Origin of the sequence: Klebsiella sp. K4 (genome assembly GCF_014596785.2) — a bacterium.
Classification (GTDB): domain Bacteria; phylum Pseudomonadota; class Gammaproteobacteria; order Enterobacterales; family Enterobacteriaceae; genus Klebsiella; species Klebsiella pneumoniae.
In genome coordinates, this window is record NZ_CP115021.1 from 2,041,604 (window position 1) to 2,054,103 (window position 12,500).

Annotated in this window: 12 protein-coding genes and 1 pseudogene; 10 read left to right on the forward strand and 3 right to left on the reverse strand. The window is 59.2% G+C overall.

The features are described from left to right. Positions 1 to 48: 48 nt before the first annotated feature. Positions 49 to 1,794 (reverse strand): alpha,alpha-trehalase, encoded by a 1,746-nt coding sequence (locus tag IB144_RS10115; RefSeq protein ID WP_004211063.1) that lies wholly within the window; start codon positions 1,792 to 1,794, stop codon positions 49 to 51. Positions 1,795 to 1,978: 184 nt separating this feature from the next. Here IB144_RS10115 and IB144_RS10120 point away from each other — a divergent pair. The 7 genes and pseudogenes from IB144_RS10120 to IB144_RS10150 all read left to right on the forward strand — a co-directional run. Beyond that, positions 1,979 to 2,107: pseudogene (locus IB144_RS10120) on the forward strand (biopolymer transporter TonB); the annotation flags it as partial. Positions 2,108 to 2,178: 71 nt separating this feature from the next. Continuing rightward, positions 2,179 to 3,618: a circularly permuted type 2 ATP-grasp protein gene (locus IB144_RS10125; protein WP_065888593.1), complete on the forward strand. Its 1,440-nt coding sequence runs from the start codon at positions 2,179 to 2,181 to the stop codon at positions 3,616 to 3,618. Beyond that, the gene (locus tag IB144_RS10130; RefSeq protein WP_002910835.1) at positions 3,612 to 4,541 is read left to right on the forward strand and encodes an alpha-E domain-containing protein; all 930 of its coding nucleotides are present in this window, start codon (positions 3,612 to 3,614) and stop codon (positions 4,539 to 4,541) included. The genes IB144_RS10125 and IB144_RS10130 overlap by 7 nt, the downstream gene beginning before the upstream one ends. Continuing rightward, positions 4,538 to 5,353 carry a transglutaminase family protein gene (locus IB144_RS10135; RefSeq protein WP_002910832.1) on the forward strand — a complete coding sequence of 272 codons (816 nt, stop codon included), beginning with the start codon at positions 4,538 to 4,540 and terminating at the stop codon, positions 5,351 to 5,353. The genes IB144_RS10130 and IB144_RS10135 overlap by 4 nt, the downstream gene beginning before the upstream one ends. 16 nt (positions 5,354 to 5,369) lie before the next feature. Further along, entirely contained in the window at positions 5,370 to 6,116 is a 747-nt protein-coding gene (locus IB144_RS10140) for a proteasome-type protease (RefSeq protein WP_019705163.1), read from the forward strand. A 438-nt stretch (positions 6,117 to 6,554) separates the two neighbouring features. After that, positions 6,555 to 7,541, forward strand: coding sequence for a fatty acid desaturase (locus IB144_RS10145; protein ID WP_026008344.1), 987 nt, complete (start codon positions 6,555 to 6,557; stop codon positions 7,539 to 7,541). After that, positions 7,534 to 8,334 carry a PhnD/SsuA/transferrin family substrate-binding protein gene (locus IB144_RS10150; protein ID WP_004189318.1) on the forward strand — a complete coding sequence of 267 codons (801 nt, stop codon included), beginning with the start codon at positions 7,534 to 7,536 and terminating at the stop codon, positions 8,332 to 8,334. Before IB144_RS10145 ends, IB144_RS10150 begins: the two co-directional genes overlap by 8 nt. Positions 8,335 to 8,371: 37 nt before the next feature. Here the strand turns inward: IB144_RS10150 and IB144_RS10155 are convergent, their stop codons facing one another. Both IB144_RS10155 and IB144_RS10160 read right to left on the reverse strand, forming a co-directional pair. After that, a complete protein-coding gene (locus IB144_RS10155; RefSeq protein WP_004145488.1) occupies positions 8,372 to 8,494 on the reverse strand; it encodes a nitrilotriacetate monooxygenase in 123 nt (40 codons plus the stop codon). A 297-nt stretch (positions 8,495 to 8,791) separates the two neighbouring features. Beyond that, entirely contained in the window at positions 8,792 to 8,935 is a 144-nt protein-coding gene (locus IB144_RS10160) for a hypothetical protein (RefSeq protein ID WP_004219597.1), read from the reverse strand. Positions 8,936 to 9,111: 176 nt separating this feature from the next. On the opposite strand from IB144_RS10160, the gene tdcA reads away from it, so the two are divergent. From tdcA to tdcC, 3 genes are all read left to right on the forward strand, one after another. After that, positions 9,112 to 10,053, forward strand: a complete 942-nt coding sequence (gene tdcA / locus IB144_RS10165; protein ID WP_002910764.1) for a transcriptional regulator TdcA — start codon at positions 9,112 to 9,114, stop codon at positions 10,051 to 10,053. A gap of 93 nt (positions 10,054 to 10,146) precedes the next feature. After that, positions 10,147 to 11,136, forward strand: coding sequence for a bifunctional threonine ammonia-lyase/L-serine ammonia-lyase TdcB (tdcB, locus tag IB144_RS10170; protein ID WP_032441318.1), 990 nt, complete (start codon positions 10,147 to 10,149; stop codon positions 11,134 to 11,136). Positions 11,137 to 11,161: 25 nt separating this feature from the next. Next, complete coding sequence (gene tdcC / locus IB144_RS10175) at positions 11,162 to 12,493, forward strand: threonine/serine transporter TdcC (RefSeq protein WP_004200322.1); 1,332 nt, start codon at positions 11,162 to 11,164, stop codon at positions 12,491 to 12,493. Positions 12,494 to 12,500: the final 7 nt, after the last annotated feature.

The following is a 12,500-nucleotide window of genomic DNA, read 5'->3' on the forward strand; positions in this document are numbered from 1 at the left end:
CAGAGAGACCGCTTCCCCCTACCGATTTTGGTAGGGGGCGGCGAAGCGTCAGGAGCCGGTCTTTTGCGGTTCCGCAGGGGCGGGGTCGTTAGCCGCGGGCGCCGCAACAGGTTTGTCCTGCGGTGAAGGGGTTGTCGCCGGACGGGTAGCGGGCAGCGCATCGCAGGGTTTCTCCTGCGGGCAGATCAGATCCAACATCTTCAGGGTGACGCCGTTGGTCCAGCCAAAGCCGTCCTGCAGCGGATATTCCCCGCCGCCGCCGCCGGTGCCGGTCGAGCTCACGTCATACTTCTCCACCAGCTTTTGCTTACTGTCATAGGTATGCTGCACGTTGGTCAGGAAGCGCCAGGTGACCTCCATGGCGATCTTCTGCTGACCATAGTTTTGCAGCCCCTCGACCGCCACCCACTGCAGCGGCGCCCAGCCGTTGGGAGCGTCCCACTGCTGGCCGCTGTTGACGGTGGTGGTGGTCAGCCCGCCGGGTTTAAGCAGGCGCGACTCGGCGGCGGCGGCCACTTTCGTCGCCCGCTCGCGTGACGCGGCATTGACGTACAGCGGGAACAGCGCCGCCGCGGTCAACTGATTGCGCACCTTGTGGCTTTTCAGATCGTAGTCGGCGTACCATCCCTCTTTATCATTCCACAGGTATTTCTCGATGGCCTGCTGGCGGGCGTTAGCCAGCGCATCGTACTGCGTAGCGCCAGCGCTGTCCCCGGATGCCTTGCTGGCGCGGGCGAGGGTTTTCTCCAGATGGAACATCAGGGCATTGAGATCGACCGGGACAATCGAGGTGGTGCGAATGGTGGCGAGCTGCTGCGGATTGTCCATCCAGCGGGAGCTGAAATCCCAGCCGGAGGCGGCGGCGGAGCGCAGGTCGCGATAGATCTCGGTTGCCGGACGATTCGGGTTGCTTTTGGCGGTTTTGACGTCGTCAAGCCAGGACTCGGGACGCGGGGTGTCGTTATCGTCCCAGTAGCGGTTGAGCAGCGCGCCGTCCGCCATCCGCACCGCCCGTTTGTCGGCGCTGCCGGGAGCCAGCGCGTCCGCTCCGGCCATCCAGTAGCGATACTCTTTCTCCAGCTGCGGCTGGTAGGTTTTCAGCACCTGGTCGCCATCGTGCGTCGCCAGCAGGCTCACCATAAAGGAGAAGAAGGGGGGCTGCGAACGGCTGAGATAATAGGTGCGGTTGCCGTTGGGGATATGGCCCCAGGCGTCAATTTCCGCGGCGAAGTTGGCGACCATATCCTCGACTTTATCCCAGTGACCGCTTTCGGCAAGACCCAGCATGGTGAAATAGCTGTCCCAGTAATAGACTTCGCGGAAACGTCCTCCGGGCACCACGTAGGGCTTAGGCAGCGGCAGCAGCGAGTCCCATTTTTCCACCTCGACGGTGCTGCGGGTCAGGACCGGCCACAGGCCATCGATATGTTGACGCAGAGTTTGCCCTTTGGGCGGCACATAGGTGTCGTTCTCTTTCGGCAGCGTGAAGTTCAGTTCGACGAAGTGGCGTAGGTCGAAGCTGGCCTGGTTTTTTTGCATCCGGTAATCGGCAAGGATCATCAGCGGATCGCTGTTAGGGATAGCGTCGGCGAAGGTTTTCTGATCGGCAAACAGCTTCGCGCTCTGGACATCATTGAACAGCGGGCCCAGCAGAATATCCGGCGAGGGGGGCGGCGCGGTTTTGCCGTCTTCCGCCTGAGCGTTCAGGCTCATCAGGGCGATCAGAGCGCCGCCGATCGCCAGGCGCAGGGAACAGGGCAAAGCAGCGGGACGACGTGCATCAGTACTCGTCATGGGGAGTTCTCCTTATCATTATCGACTGCGGGCCACGACGTTTGGCCATCCAAAAACCTTAGACGAATATCTGCCGCTGCGCGTGTCAGGGGTAACATTTTGCGCGAAAACAGAGGATTTACCTGCCAGGTCTCCTGAGACCGCCGCGGGCTGGGCCGCCTGGCTGAGGGCGCTGGCGTCCACGATGGCGCAAAAAACGTCGCCCTGCCTCACGACGGTGCAGCCGCCGCCGGGCGCGGGCGGCTGTTTTGGCGATTTTTTGCACAACCAGACGGCGGGGCTGAACCGATTTGCACAACGCCGCGGCGGCAGAGGACCTGGCATAATTAATGCTTATCTCTTAGCGGGATTACCACAAAGTGAGTACAACCGGAGGGGATAGCCATGATTAAAATTACGCTACCTGACGGGCATTATTATGACGAGATGCTGACCGCGCAGGGTGAACAGCGGCCGCACTATAATGCCTGGTGGCAATGGTTTCGCAATACCGATCAATTCTCTATCCGGCAGAAAAAAGCGCAAGCGGAACTGCTTTTTCACCGTATCGGCATCACCTTTAACGTGTACGGCGAGGATGAGGGGACCGAGCGGCTGATCCCGTTTGACAGCGTGCCGCGGATCATACCCGCCGGGGAGTGGCAGCGCATTGACCGCGGCATACGCCAGCGGGTGAAAGCGCTGAACGCCTTCCTCTATGACATCTATCATGAGCAGAATATCCTGCGCGCGGGGCTGATCCCGGCCGAGCAGGTGCTGGCCAACGAGCAGTATCAGCCGTGCATGCAGGGCATCAACCTGCCAAACAATACCTATGCCCATATCACCGGCGTCGATATGGTGCGCAATAACGACGGTCAGTACTACGTGCTGGAGGATAATCTGCGCACGCCGTCCGGCGTCTCCTACATGCTCGAAAACCGTAAGATGATGATGCGTCTCTATCCGGAGATGTTCGAGCAGCATCACATTGCGCCGGTGGAGCGCTACCCGAGCTACCTCCTGCAGACCCTGCGCGAAAGCTCGCTGGTGGATGATCCCTGCGTCGTGGTGATGACCCCGGGTCGCTTCAACAGCGCCTACTTCGAGCACAGCTTCCTGGCGCAGCAGATGGGGGTCGAGCTGGTGGAGAGCGCCGATCTGTTTATTAAAAACGGCGCGGTGTATATGCGCACCACCGAGGGGCCGCGGCGGGTGGATGTGATTTATCGCCGCATCGACGACGCCTGGCTCGACCCGCTGGCCTTCCGCGCCGATTCGATGCTCGGCGTCCCGGGGCTGCTGTCCGTCTATCGCGCCGGCGGCGTAGTGCTGACCAACGCCATCGGCACCGGGGTGGCTGACGACAAATCAATCTATCCGTACGTCCCGGAGATGATCCGCTTTTACCTCGGCGAACAGCCGATCCTCAGCAATATCCCCACCTGGCAGTGCCGGAAAGCGGAGGACCTGCGCTACGTGCTGAGCAATCTCGAGCTGATGGTGGTCAAGGAGGTCCATGGCGCCGGGGGCTACGGCATGCTGGTCGGCCCGCGTTCGACTAAAGAGGAGCGGGAGGCCTTCCGCCAGCGCCTGCTGGCCAATCCGGCCAACTATATCGCCCAGGACACCCTTGCGCTGTCGACCTGCCCCACCTTCGTTGATGAAGGGCTGTCGCCGCGGCATATCGATTTACGGCCCTACGTGCTGTCCGGGCAGGAGATGCGGCTGGTGCCCGGCGGCCTGACCCGCGTGGCCCTCACCGAAGGGTCGCTGGTGGTCAACTCGTCGCAGGGCGGCGGAACCAAGGATACCTGGGTGATGGAGGATGACGCATCATGCTAAGTCGTACGGCGAGTGAACTGTTCTGGATGGCCCGCTATCTCGAGCGGGCGGAGAGCTACGCCCGGGTGCTGGACGTGACCTGGAAATTATCAATGATCCCCCGCCACAGCCAGCAGTCGCGGGATCTGGCGCTACCGCTGAATTTGTCGATGACCCACGAGTTGTTTCAGGCGCGCCATGCCCGCTTTACCATGAGCAATCTGCTCAACTTTTTTGCCCTTGATGGCAACAACCCCTGCAGTATTTACAGCTGCGTGGAGATGGCGTGGAACAACGCGCACGCGGTGCGCGGCAGTCTGTCGGCCGAAGTGTGGGAGAGCATCAATGCCACCCGCATTGAACTGCGGACCCTCCGCCAGCAGGGGCTGGGCGAGCTGGGGAGCGACGGCTTTTTTGAGTGGGTGAAAGAGCGGGTGCATCTGTTTCGCGGGGCAGTGATCGGCACGCTGCTGCGCAACGACGCGCTGAGCTTTATCGGTATCGGCACCCTGATTGAGCGCGCCTTCGCCACCACCCAGCTGCTGCTGATTAAGGATCAACAGCTGACCAACGATCCGGACCCGGTGCGGGAATACTACCGGCTGGATACCCTGCTCAATGCGGTCAGCGCCCGCGAAGCTTACAACAGCCTCTACCGCCAGCCGGTCAGTCGCGAAACGGTGATGGAGCTGCTGATCCTGCGCAACGATATTCCGCGTTCGCTGCGCGCCAGCATTGCCGACCTGGTGGGCGAGCTGGAGAAGATCGCCAACGATCGCTCCTATCAACCGTTGCGCCTCGCCCATCAGCTCAACGTTGACCTGCGCTTCAGCACCCGTGACGACCTGGCGCAGGCGGACCTGCAGACCACCCTTAACGGGCTGCTGGCGAGAATTAACGCGCTGTCCGACAGCATCAGACAAACCTACCTGGAGGCCTTATGAAACTGGTCATCGATCATCTCACCCGCTATGGCTACGATGAAGAAGTGAAGTTTTCCACCCAGTATCTGCGCCTGACGCCGCGCAGTACCGCCCGGCAGACGATCACCGCCTGGACGCTGACCCTGCCGGACGGCGCGGCGGTGACCACTACCGACGGCTGGGGCAATGTGCTGCATGTGCTGACGCTGGATAACCCGCACAAGGAGATCACCATCCGCGCCAGCGGGATTGTCGATATCGCCGACGAAGGGGAGGAGACGCGTGATGAAGAGGCCGAGCTGCTGTCGCCGCTGGTTTTTCTGCGCTGTACGCCGCTAACCCGCGCCGATACGGCGATCCGTGAGTTTGCCCAGCGCCTCTATCGTCCCGATGCGGCGGAAGAGAGTCTGAATCAACTGATGGCGGATCTGCTGTTAAGAATGCCATACTCCCCCGGCGCGACCCAGGTGCAGGACTCCGCCGCCGACGCCTTCGCCCGCGCGAAGGGGGTGTGCCAGGATCATACCCATGTTTTTCTCGCCTGCTGCCGCGCGCTGGAGATCCCGGCGCGCTACGTCAGCGGCTATGTCTACAGCGATAACGCCCAGCATGTGGCGATGCATGCCTGGGCGGAAGTCTGGCTCGACGGCCGCTGGCTGTCGTTTGATATCACCAATAATACCCGTCGCCTGAATCAGCATTTACGGCTGGCGACCGGGCTGGATTATCTCGACGCCTGCCCGGTACGGGGCACCCGGCTGGGCGGCGGCGGGGAGATTATGTTAACTAACGCTGAAGTGCGCGAACACAGCCAGCAGGCGCAGCAGCAATAATACGGGAATAACCGCAATGACCTACTGTGTGGCCATGTGCCTGGCGGATGGACTGGTGTTTGCTTCCGACTCCCGCACCAACGCGGGCGTCGACCATATTGCCACTTTTAAAAAGCTGCACGTTTTCCATCAGGAGGGGGAACGGGTGCTGGTGCTGCAATCCGCCGGCAATCTGGCCACCACCCAGAGCGTGATAAGCCTGCTCAGCGCGCGCATCCGTACCCAGCAGGAGCCGAATCTGATGCAGGTCACTTCCCTCTACGACGCCGCGATGCTGATCGGTAAAACGCTGCTGGAGGTGATCCAGCGCGACAGCAGCAACCAGCAGACCTGCAGTAACACCAACTTCAACTGCAACCTGCTGCTTGGCGGCCAGATCGCCGGCGAAACCCATCGTCTGTTCCATATTTATCCGGAGGGCAACTTTATTGAAGCCACCCGCGACACGCCTTATTTCCAGATTGGCGAAAGCAAATACGGCAAACCGATCATCGATCGGGTGCTGACCATCGACACGCCGCTGGAGCAGGCGATGTGCTGCGCGTTGATCTCCATTGATTCGACGCTGCGCAGTAATCTGTCCGTCGGCCTGCCGCTGGATACGCTGCTCTACCGCAGCGGCAGCTTCAGCAGTGCCGGGCAGCATCGCATCACCGACAGCGATCCCTACTTCAACCGCATTCGCAAGGCGTGGTCCGAAGGGCTGTTGCACACCTTCCAGACTCTGCCGACCTGGACGCCAGCGGAGCGGGAAGATGAGTAGTCGCTGTGACGCTCCGCCGGTATCGTCGGCGCGAAGGCGGGTAAGGCGCTGGAGTCCTTTAGTATCCTCGACCTGGCGGTAAAATTTCAGCAACAGCGGTAAATAAATTAACGACAGGCCGCACGGATTGTAGGCCGGGCAAGGCGTCGCCGCCGCCCGGCACAAAAGCGGCGCCGCTGTCCTTGTCCGGCGGCGCTGCGCCTGCACCGGCCTGGATGGCCCGGGGAGGGGTTATCCCGTAGGCCCGGCAAGCGCAGCGCCGCCGGGCGATGGACCTGTTTAAACACCGCCAACCTGTTGCGCCATGGACGGTATTCTCTTTGCCCTGCTGAAAACAAACGCGCTTTTTGGCAAAGCTAAGTCAATTAAATACTTTGTTATTTAACGTGTTATCTCACATCTTCGGTGGGAATGTGGCAACACGGCAAGGTATCGGAAGTGACGGAAAAGAAGACGGCTGTCTATGTGGATGACCAACAGCGCATCCTGATCCGCCAGCTGGCGCGCGGCTGGCTGTGGCGCAGCGAGCTGCCGACCTGGCTGCTGATTGTGACGGTTTACGGCGGCTGGTTTGCCTGCGTGGCGGGCTGGCGGACGCTGGGACTGTTTCCGGCCACGCTGCTGTTGATCTGGTTTACCGCCTGGTATATGTCCTTACAGCATGAGCTGATCCATGGGCATCCCACCCGGCTGGCATGGTTTAACCAGCTGTTGGGGACGCTGCCGCTGGCGGTCTGGTATCCCTATGGCGTCTACCGCGACAGCCACCTGGCGCACCATCGCAACCATCTGCTGACGCACCCTGAGGATGACCCCGAATCGTACTACGTAACGGCGGAAAGCTGGCAGCGCTTCTCAGCCTGGCAGCGCCGCCTTATCCACCTGCGCAACACCTTCTGGGGGCGTCTGCTGCTGGCGCCGATGATGGATATTATTCACACCCTGAACAGCGCGCTGTGGGCTTTCCGCGAGGGCGACCGCCGCGCTATCGCCATGTGGAGTCTGCATCTGTTGCTGCTGACGGGCCTGCTGACCTGGATGGCGGCGCAGGGTTTTTCTCCGCTGTGGTTTGTGCTGGCGGTGAGCTACCCGGCGCTGGCCCTGACCAAAGTACGCTCTTTTCTCGAACACCGCGCCGCGGATGACCCGCTGGCCCGCTCGGTGATCAACGAGGCCGGGCTCCCCTGGCGGGTGCTGTTCCTCAATCTCAACTACCATGCGGTGCATCATGATCTGCCAGGGGTCCCCTGGTACGCTTTGCGTCAACTGTATCTGCATCGCCAGGCGGCGTATCTGCAGCGTAATCAGGGGTTCCTGGTGCGCGGGTACGGCGAGTGGCGACGCCATTTTAGCCGCCGGGCGGTGGCGGTGAACGCCCATCCGGGCTTTGGCGAGCAGGCGCAGGCGGGAGGAGAACATGGCTGAACGCATGACCTTTCCGATGTATGCCATCCACCGTCAACAGACCCAGGCCCTGTGGCAGGCGGTGCAGTCGCTGCTGGACGAACGCGGCGTGATGGTGGCGGGGGACCCTCCGGCGGCTGACCCCGGGGATCTGCTGGCTCACTGGCGCCAGCCGACGCTGTTGCTGAGCCAGACCTGTGGCTACCCGCTGGTGACCCAATTGCCGGAGGTGCAGACGGTGGGCTGCTTCCACTACGCTGCGCCCGGTTGCGAAGGGCGCCGCTATCGCAGCCTGCTGGTGGTCCGCGAAGCGGATAGTCACCGGATGCTGGGGGACTTTTTTGGCCGTCGGGCGGTGTGCAATGCCGAGCACTCGCAGTCCGGCTACAACGTACTGCGTAAAATGGTCGCGCCGCTCTCCCGGGAGGGGCGTTTTTTTTCAGCGGTGATGTTCAGCGGCAGCCATCGGCAGTCGCTGCGTGAGCTGCAGCAGGAAAACGCCGATATCGCCGCCATCGACTGCGTGACCTACGCGCTGCTGCAGCGCCATCAGCCGCAGGCTCTGGCTGGCCTGGTGGCGATCGGCTGGAGCCCGGCCGCGCCAGGGCTGCCGCTGATCACCGCCGGCGCCACCCCGGCGGCGACGCTGAATAGCCTGCGCGAGGCGCTCCAGCAGCTGGTAAGCGATGATCGCTATCGTTCCCTGTGCGACGCCTTGCTGATCTGCGGCTATAGCGATATGTCGCGGGAGGCCTATGCGCCGCTGCTGGCGTGGCGGGATGAGGCCGCGGCGCTGGGGGTCAGCCAGCTATAGGCGAAATGCCTGGGCCAGCGATCTGCGCCGGGGCGGGCTATAGCGGCTGGTCCCACGGCTGGGCGCTGAGATCCATTCGCAGATAGGAAGAGAGCAGGTCGACAGCCAGCTGGTCGCTCATCAGCTGCTCGTTAAGCTGCTGGCGCAGCCGCGGGATCATCTCTTCACGATAGGCCGGGTCGTTGTTTTATGGATTTGTGATCGGCAACACAAATGACTCTCCAATGGCCGTCGTAAAAGATAAATTACCAGGGTTGATTTTAATCAAAGTATGACCAACTGCGCTATGGCGGAAAAAAGATCGCTGCCTATCGCGACCCAAAAGAAAAATTGTGAATTTAATGTTTCTTTGGTGTAAATAATGACCGTGCATTTTCCCCAACCGCCGGGGATAAAATGTGATGCCCGACCGGCTTGTCGTTAAATAATGGCGTTTATTACGTCTGCTTTTTATTCTTTACAGCATTAATTTAATTTTCGGCTTTCTTCTCACCCTGATAGCGCGGGTCGAATAACGTACAAAAGGCGTATTTTTTATCGCCATTTCGCCGTCGATGTTATCGCCATCAATTATTTTTATCCCCGCATTCGGCCACGGCAAAAGGCGCGCAAATAGCGTTCATGATGCTTTTAATATATTGATTTTACTTTACTTATTCTGGCTCGTGGATCCTGCTTATCCGCCGCGGCGGAGCCTTTGTGAGAGCTCTCACATAACCCGGCAATTGCGATTTGTTACACTTTCCGCCGTCAACAAAGGAATGAAAGTGAGACGTGATGAATACTTTTTCTCTGCCTAAAACACAGCATCTGGTAGTTTTCCAGGAAGTGATCCGCAGCGGGTCAATCGGGGCCGGAGCAAAAGCGTTAGGACTCACTCAGCCGGCGGTCAGTAAAATTATTGGCGACATGGAGAGTTATTTTGGCAGCGAATTAATCGTCCGGCGAAATACCGGCGTCTCGCTCACCGAGGCCGGGCAGGTATTTCTCAACTGGTCAGAAGCGATCACCCGTGAAATGAAAAATATGGTCAATGAAATGAATGCTCTGACCAACAGCGCGGTGGTGGATGTCTCCTTTGGTTTCCCTTCGCTGGTCGGGTTTACCTTTATGTCGGAGATGGTGCATCAGTTTAAAATGACTTTCCCCAAGGCGCGGGTCTCGATGTATGAGGCGCAGCTCTCCGCCTTTTTGCCGGCAATCCGCGACGGGCGCCTCGACTTCGCCATCGGGACGCTGAGCGATGAGATGAAACTGCAGGACCTGCACGTCGAGCCGCTGTTTGAGTCTGAGTTTGTGCTGGTGGCGAACCGGGCGCGGATCGGCAACGGCACCGTCCGCCTGGCCTCGCTCCAGCACGAGCAGTGGGTGCTGCCGGAGACCAATATGGGCTACTACAGCGAACTGCTGACCACCCTGCAGCGCAGCGGTATCCGCCGTGAAAATATCGTTAATACCGATTCGGTGGTGACGATCTATAACCTGGTGCTCAATGCCGATTTTCTGACGGTGATCCCCTGCGACATGACCACGCCGTTTGGCTCGAGCCAGTTTGTCACCATCCCCATTAAAGAGGCCTTGCCGGTGGCGCGCTATGCGGCGGTATGGTCGAAAAATTACCGGTTAAAAACCGCCGCGGCGTCGCTGGTGGAGATGGCGAAACACTATTCCTCGGGGCAGGGCAACCGCCACTGGCAGCCATTACAAATTATTGCGTAACTGAAAGTCGTTAAATAATCCAACACACGTCCTCGCTGTTATCAGCAGGATGACGCCCGGTCATTGACTTTATATTAAGATACAGAGGCCATAATGCATATTACCTACGATCTTCCGGTATCTATTGACGATATTCTCGAAGCGAAACAACGCCTCGCGGGAAAAATATATAAAACAGGCATGCCCCGTTCGAATTATTTTAGCGAGCGCTGCCAGGGCGAAATATTTCTTAAATTCGAAAATATGCAGCGCACGGGTTCATTTAAAATTCGCGGCGCCTTTAATAAACTGTGCGGTTTAACCGCGGCGGAAAAACGCAAAGGGGTGGTGGCCTGCTCAGCGGGCAACCACGCCCAGGGCGTCTCGCTCTCCTGCGCCATGCTCGGCATTGACGGGAAAGTAGTGATGCCGAAAGGGGCGCCGAAATCGAAAGTTGCCGCCACCTGTGATTATTCGGCGGAAGTGGTGCTACATGGCGATAACTTTAACGATACCCTCGCCAAAGCCAGCGATATTGTTGAACTTGAGGGCCGCATTTTTATTCCCCCCTATGACGACCCGCAGGTTATCGCCGGGCAGGGGACGATTGGACTCGAAATATTAGAAGATCTGTATGACGTGGATAATGTCATCTTGCCCATTGGCGGCGGCGGCTTAATTGCCGGTATCGCGATTGCGATTAAATCCATTAACCCGACAATCCGCATTATCGGCGTGCAGTCGGAGAATGTTCACGGCATGGCCGCCTCCTGGTATGCCGGGGAAATCACCAGCCATCGCCACGCCGGCACCTTAGCCGATGGTTGCGACGTCGCCCGCCCGGGGAAACTGACCTATGAAATCGCCCGCCAGCTGGTGGATGACATCGTCCTGGTGAGTGAGGACGACATTCGCCAGAGCATGGTCGCCTTAATTCAGCGCAATAAAGTGATCACCGAAGGGGCCGGGGCGTTAGCCTGCGCCGCGTTATTAAGCGGCAAACTCGACAGCTATATCCAGAACCGCAAAACGGTCAGCCTGATTTCCGGGGGCAATATCGATCTCTCCCGGGTATCGCAAATTACCGGTTTTGTTGACGCTTAATTCAATACATAAGTGAGGACAGGATATGAGTACGACTGAGAGCATTGCATCCAGCCAGACAAGCCTTTCGTCCTGGCGTAAATCTGACACCACCTGGACCCTGGGCCTGTTTGGCACCGCTATCGGCGCCGGGGTGCTGTTTTTCCCGATCCGCGCCGGCTTCGGCGGGCTGATCCCGATCCTGGTGATGCTGGTGCTGGCCTATCCCATCGCCTTTTATTGCCATCGGGCCCTGGCCCGGCTATGCCTGTCGGGGGCTAACCCCTCCGGCAATATCACCGAAACGGTGGAAGAGCATTTTGGCAAAACCGGCGGGGTGGTGATCACCTTTCTGTACTTCTTCGCCATCTGCCCACTGCTGTGGATTTATGGCGTCACGATCACCAATACCTTTATGACTTTCTGGGAGAACCAGCTGCAGATGCCGGCTCTCAACCGCGGGGTGGTGGCGCTGCTCCTGCTGCTGCTGATGGCGTTTGTCATCTGGTTTGGTAAAGACCTGATGGTCAAGGTGATGAGCTATCTGGTGTGGCCGTTTATCGCCAGCCTGGTGGTGATCTCCCTGTCCCTGATCCCCTACTGGAATAGCGCGGTGATTGACCAGGTCAACCTCAGCGATATCGCCTTAACCGGTCACGACGGCATTCTGGTGACGGTATGGCTGGGCATCTCCATCATGGTGTTCTCCTTCAACTTCTCGCCGATCGTCTCCTCGTTTGTGGTCTCCAAACGCGAAGAGTATGAAGCGCAGTTTGGCCGCGAGTATACCGAACGCAAATGCTCCCAGATCATCTCCCGGGCCAGCATGCTGATGGTGGCGGTGGTGATGTTCTTCGCCTTCAGCTGCCTGTTTACCCTCTCACCGCAGAACATGGCGGACGCCAAGGCGCAGAATATCCCGGTGCTCTCCTATCTGGCGAACCACTTTGCCTCGATGTCGGGCACCAAATCCACCTTTGCCACCCTGCTGGAGTATGGCGCGTCGATCATCGCCCTGGTGGCCATCTTCAAATCGTTTTTCGGCCACTATCTCGGCACGCTCGAGGGGCTGAACGGTCTGATCCTGCGCTTTGGCTATAAAGGGGATAAAACCCGGGTCTCCAGCGGCAAGCTCAATACCCTGAGCATGGTGTTCATCATGGGCTCGACCTGGGTGGTGGCCTATGCTAACCCCAATATCCTCGACCTGATTGAGGCCATGGGCGCGCCGATTATCGCCTCGCTGCTGTGCCTGCTGCCGATGTACGCCATTCGTAAAGCGCCTTCGCTGGCCAAATACCGTGGCCGTCTCGATAACCTCTTTGTGACCGCCATTGGTCTGCTGACCATCCTCAACATCGTTTACAAACTGTTCTAATCCGGCT

Bases quoted from the DNA above. Each gene is read 5' to 3' on its own strand.
- IB144_RS10115 (WP_004211063.1), bottom strand. From the start codon at position 1,794: ATGACGAGTACTGATGCACGTCGTCCCGCTGCTTTGCCCTGTTCCCTG.
- IB144_RS10125 (WP_065888593.1), top strand. From the start codon at position 2,179: ATGATTAAAATTACGCTACCTGACGGGCATTATTATGACGAGATGCTG.
- IB144_RS10130 (WP_002910835.1), top strand. From the start codon at position 3,612: ATGCTAAGTCGTACGGCGAGTGAACTGTTCTGGATGGCCCGCTATCTC.
- IB144_RS10135 (WP_002910832.1), top strand. From the start codon at position 4,538: ATGAAACTGGTCATCGATCATCTCACCCGCTATGGCTACGATGAAGAA.
- IB144_RS10140 (WP_019705163.1), top strand. From the start codon at position 5,370: ATGACCTACTGTGTGGCCATGTGCCTGGCGGATGGACTGGTGTTTGCT.
- IB144_RS10150 (WP_004189318.1), top strand. From the start codon at position 7,534: ATGGCTGAACGCATGACCTTTCCGATGTATGCCATCCACCGTCAACAG.
- IB144_RS10155 (WP_004145488.1), bottom strand. From the start codon at position 8,494: ATGATCCCGCGGCTGCGCCAGCAGCTTAACGAGCAGCTGATGAGCGAC.
- tdcA (WP_002910764.1), top strand. From the start codon at position 9,112: ATGAATACTTTTTCTCTGCCTAAAACACAGCATCTGGTAGTTTTCCAG.
- tdcB (WP_032441318.1), top strand. From the start codon at position 10,147: ATGCATATTACCTACGATCTTCCGGTATCTATTGACGATATTCTCGAA.
- tdcC (WP_004200322.1), top strand. From the start codon at position 11,162: ATGAGTACGACTGAGAGCATTGCATCCAGCCAGACAAGCCTTTCGTCC.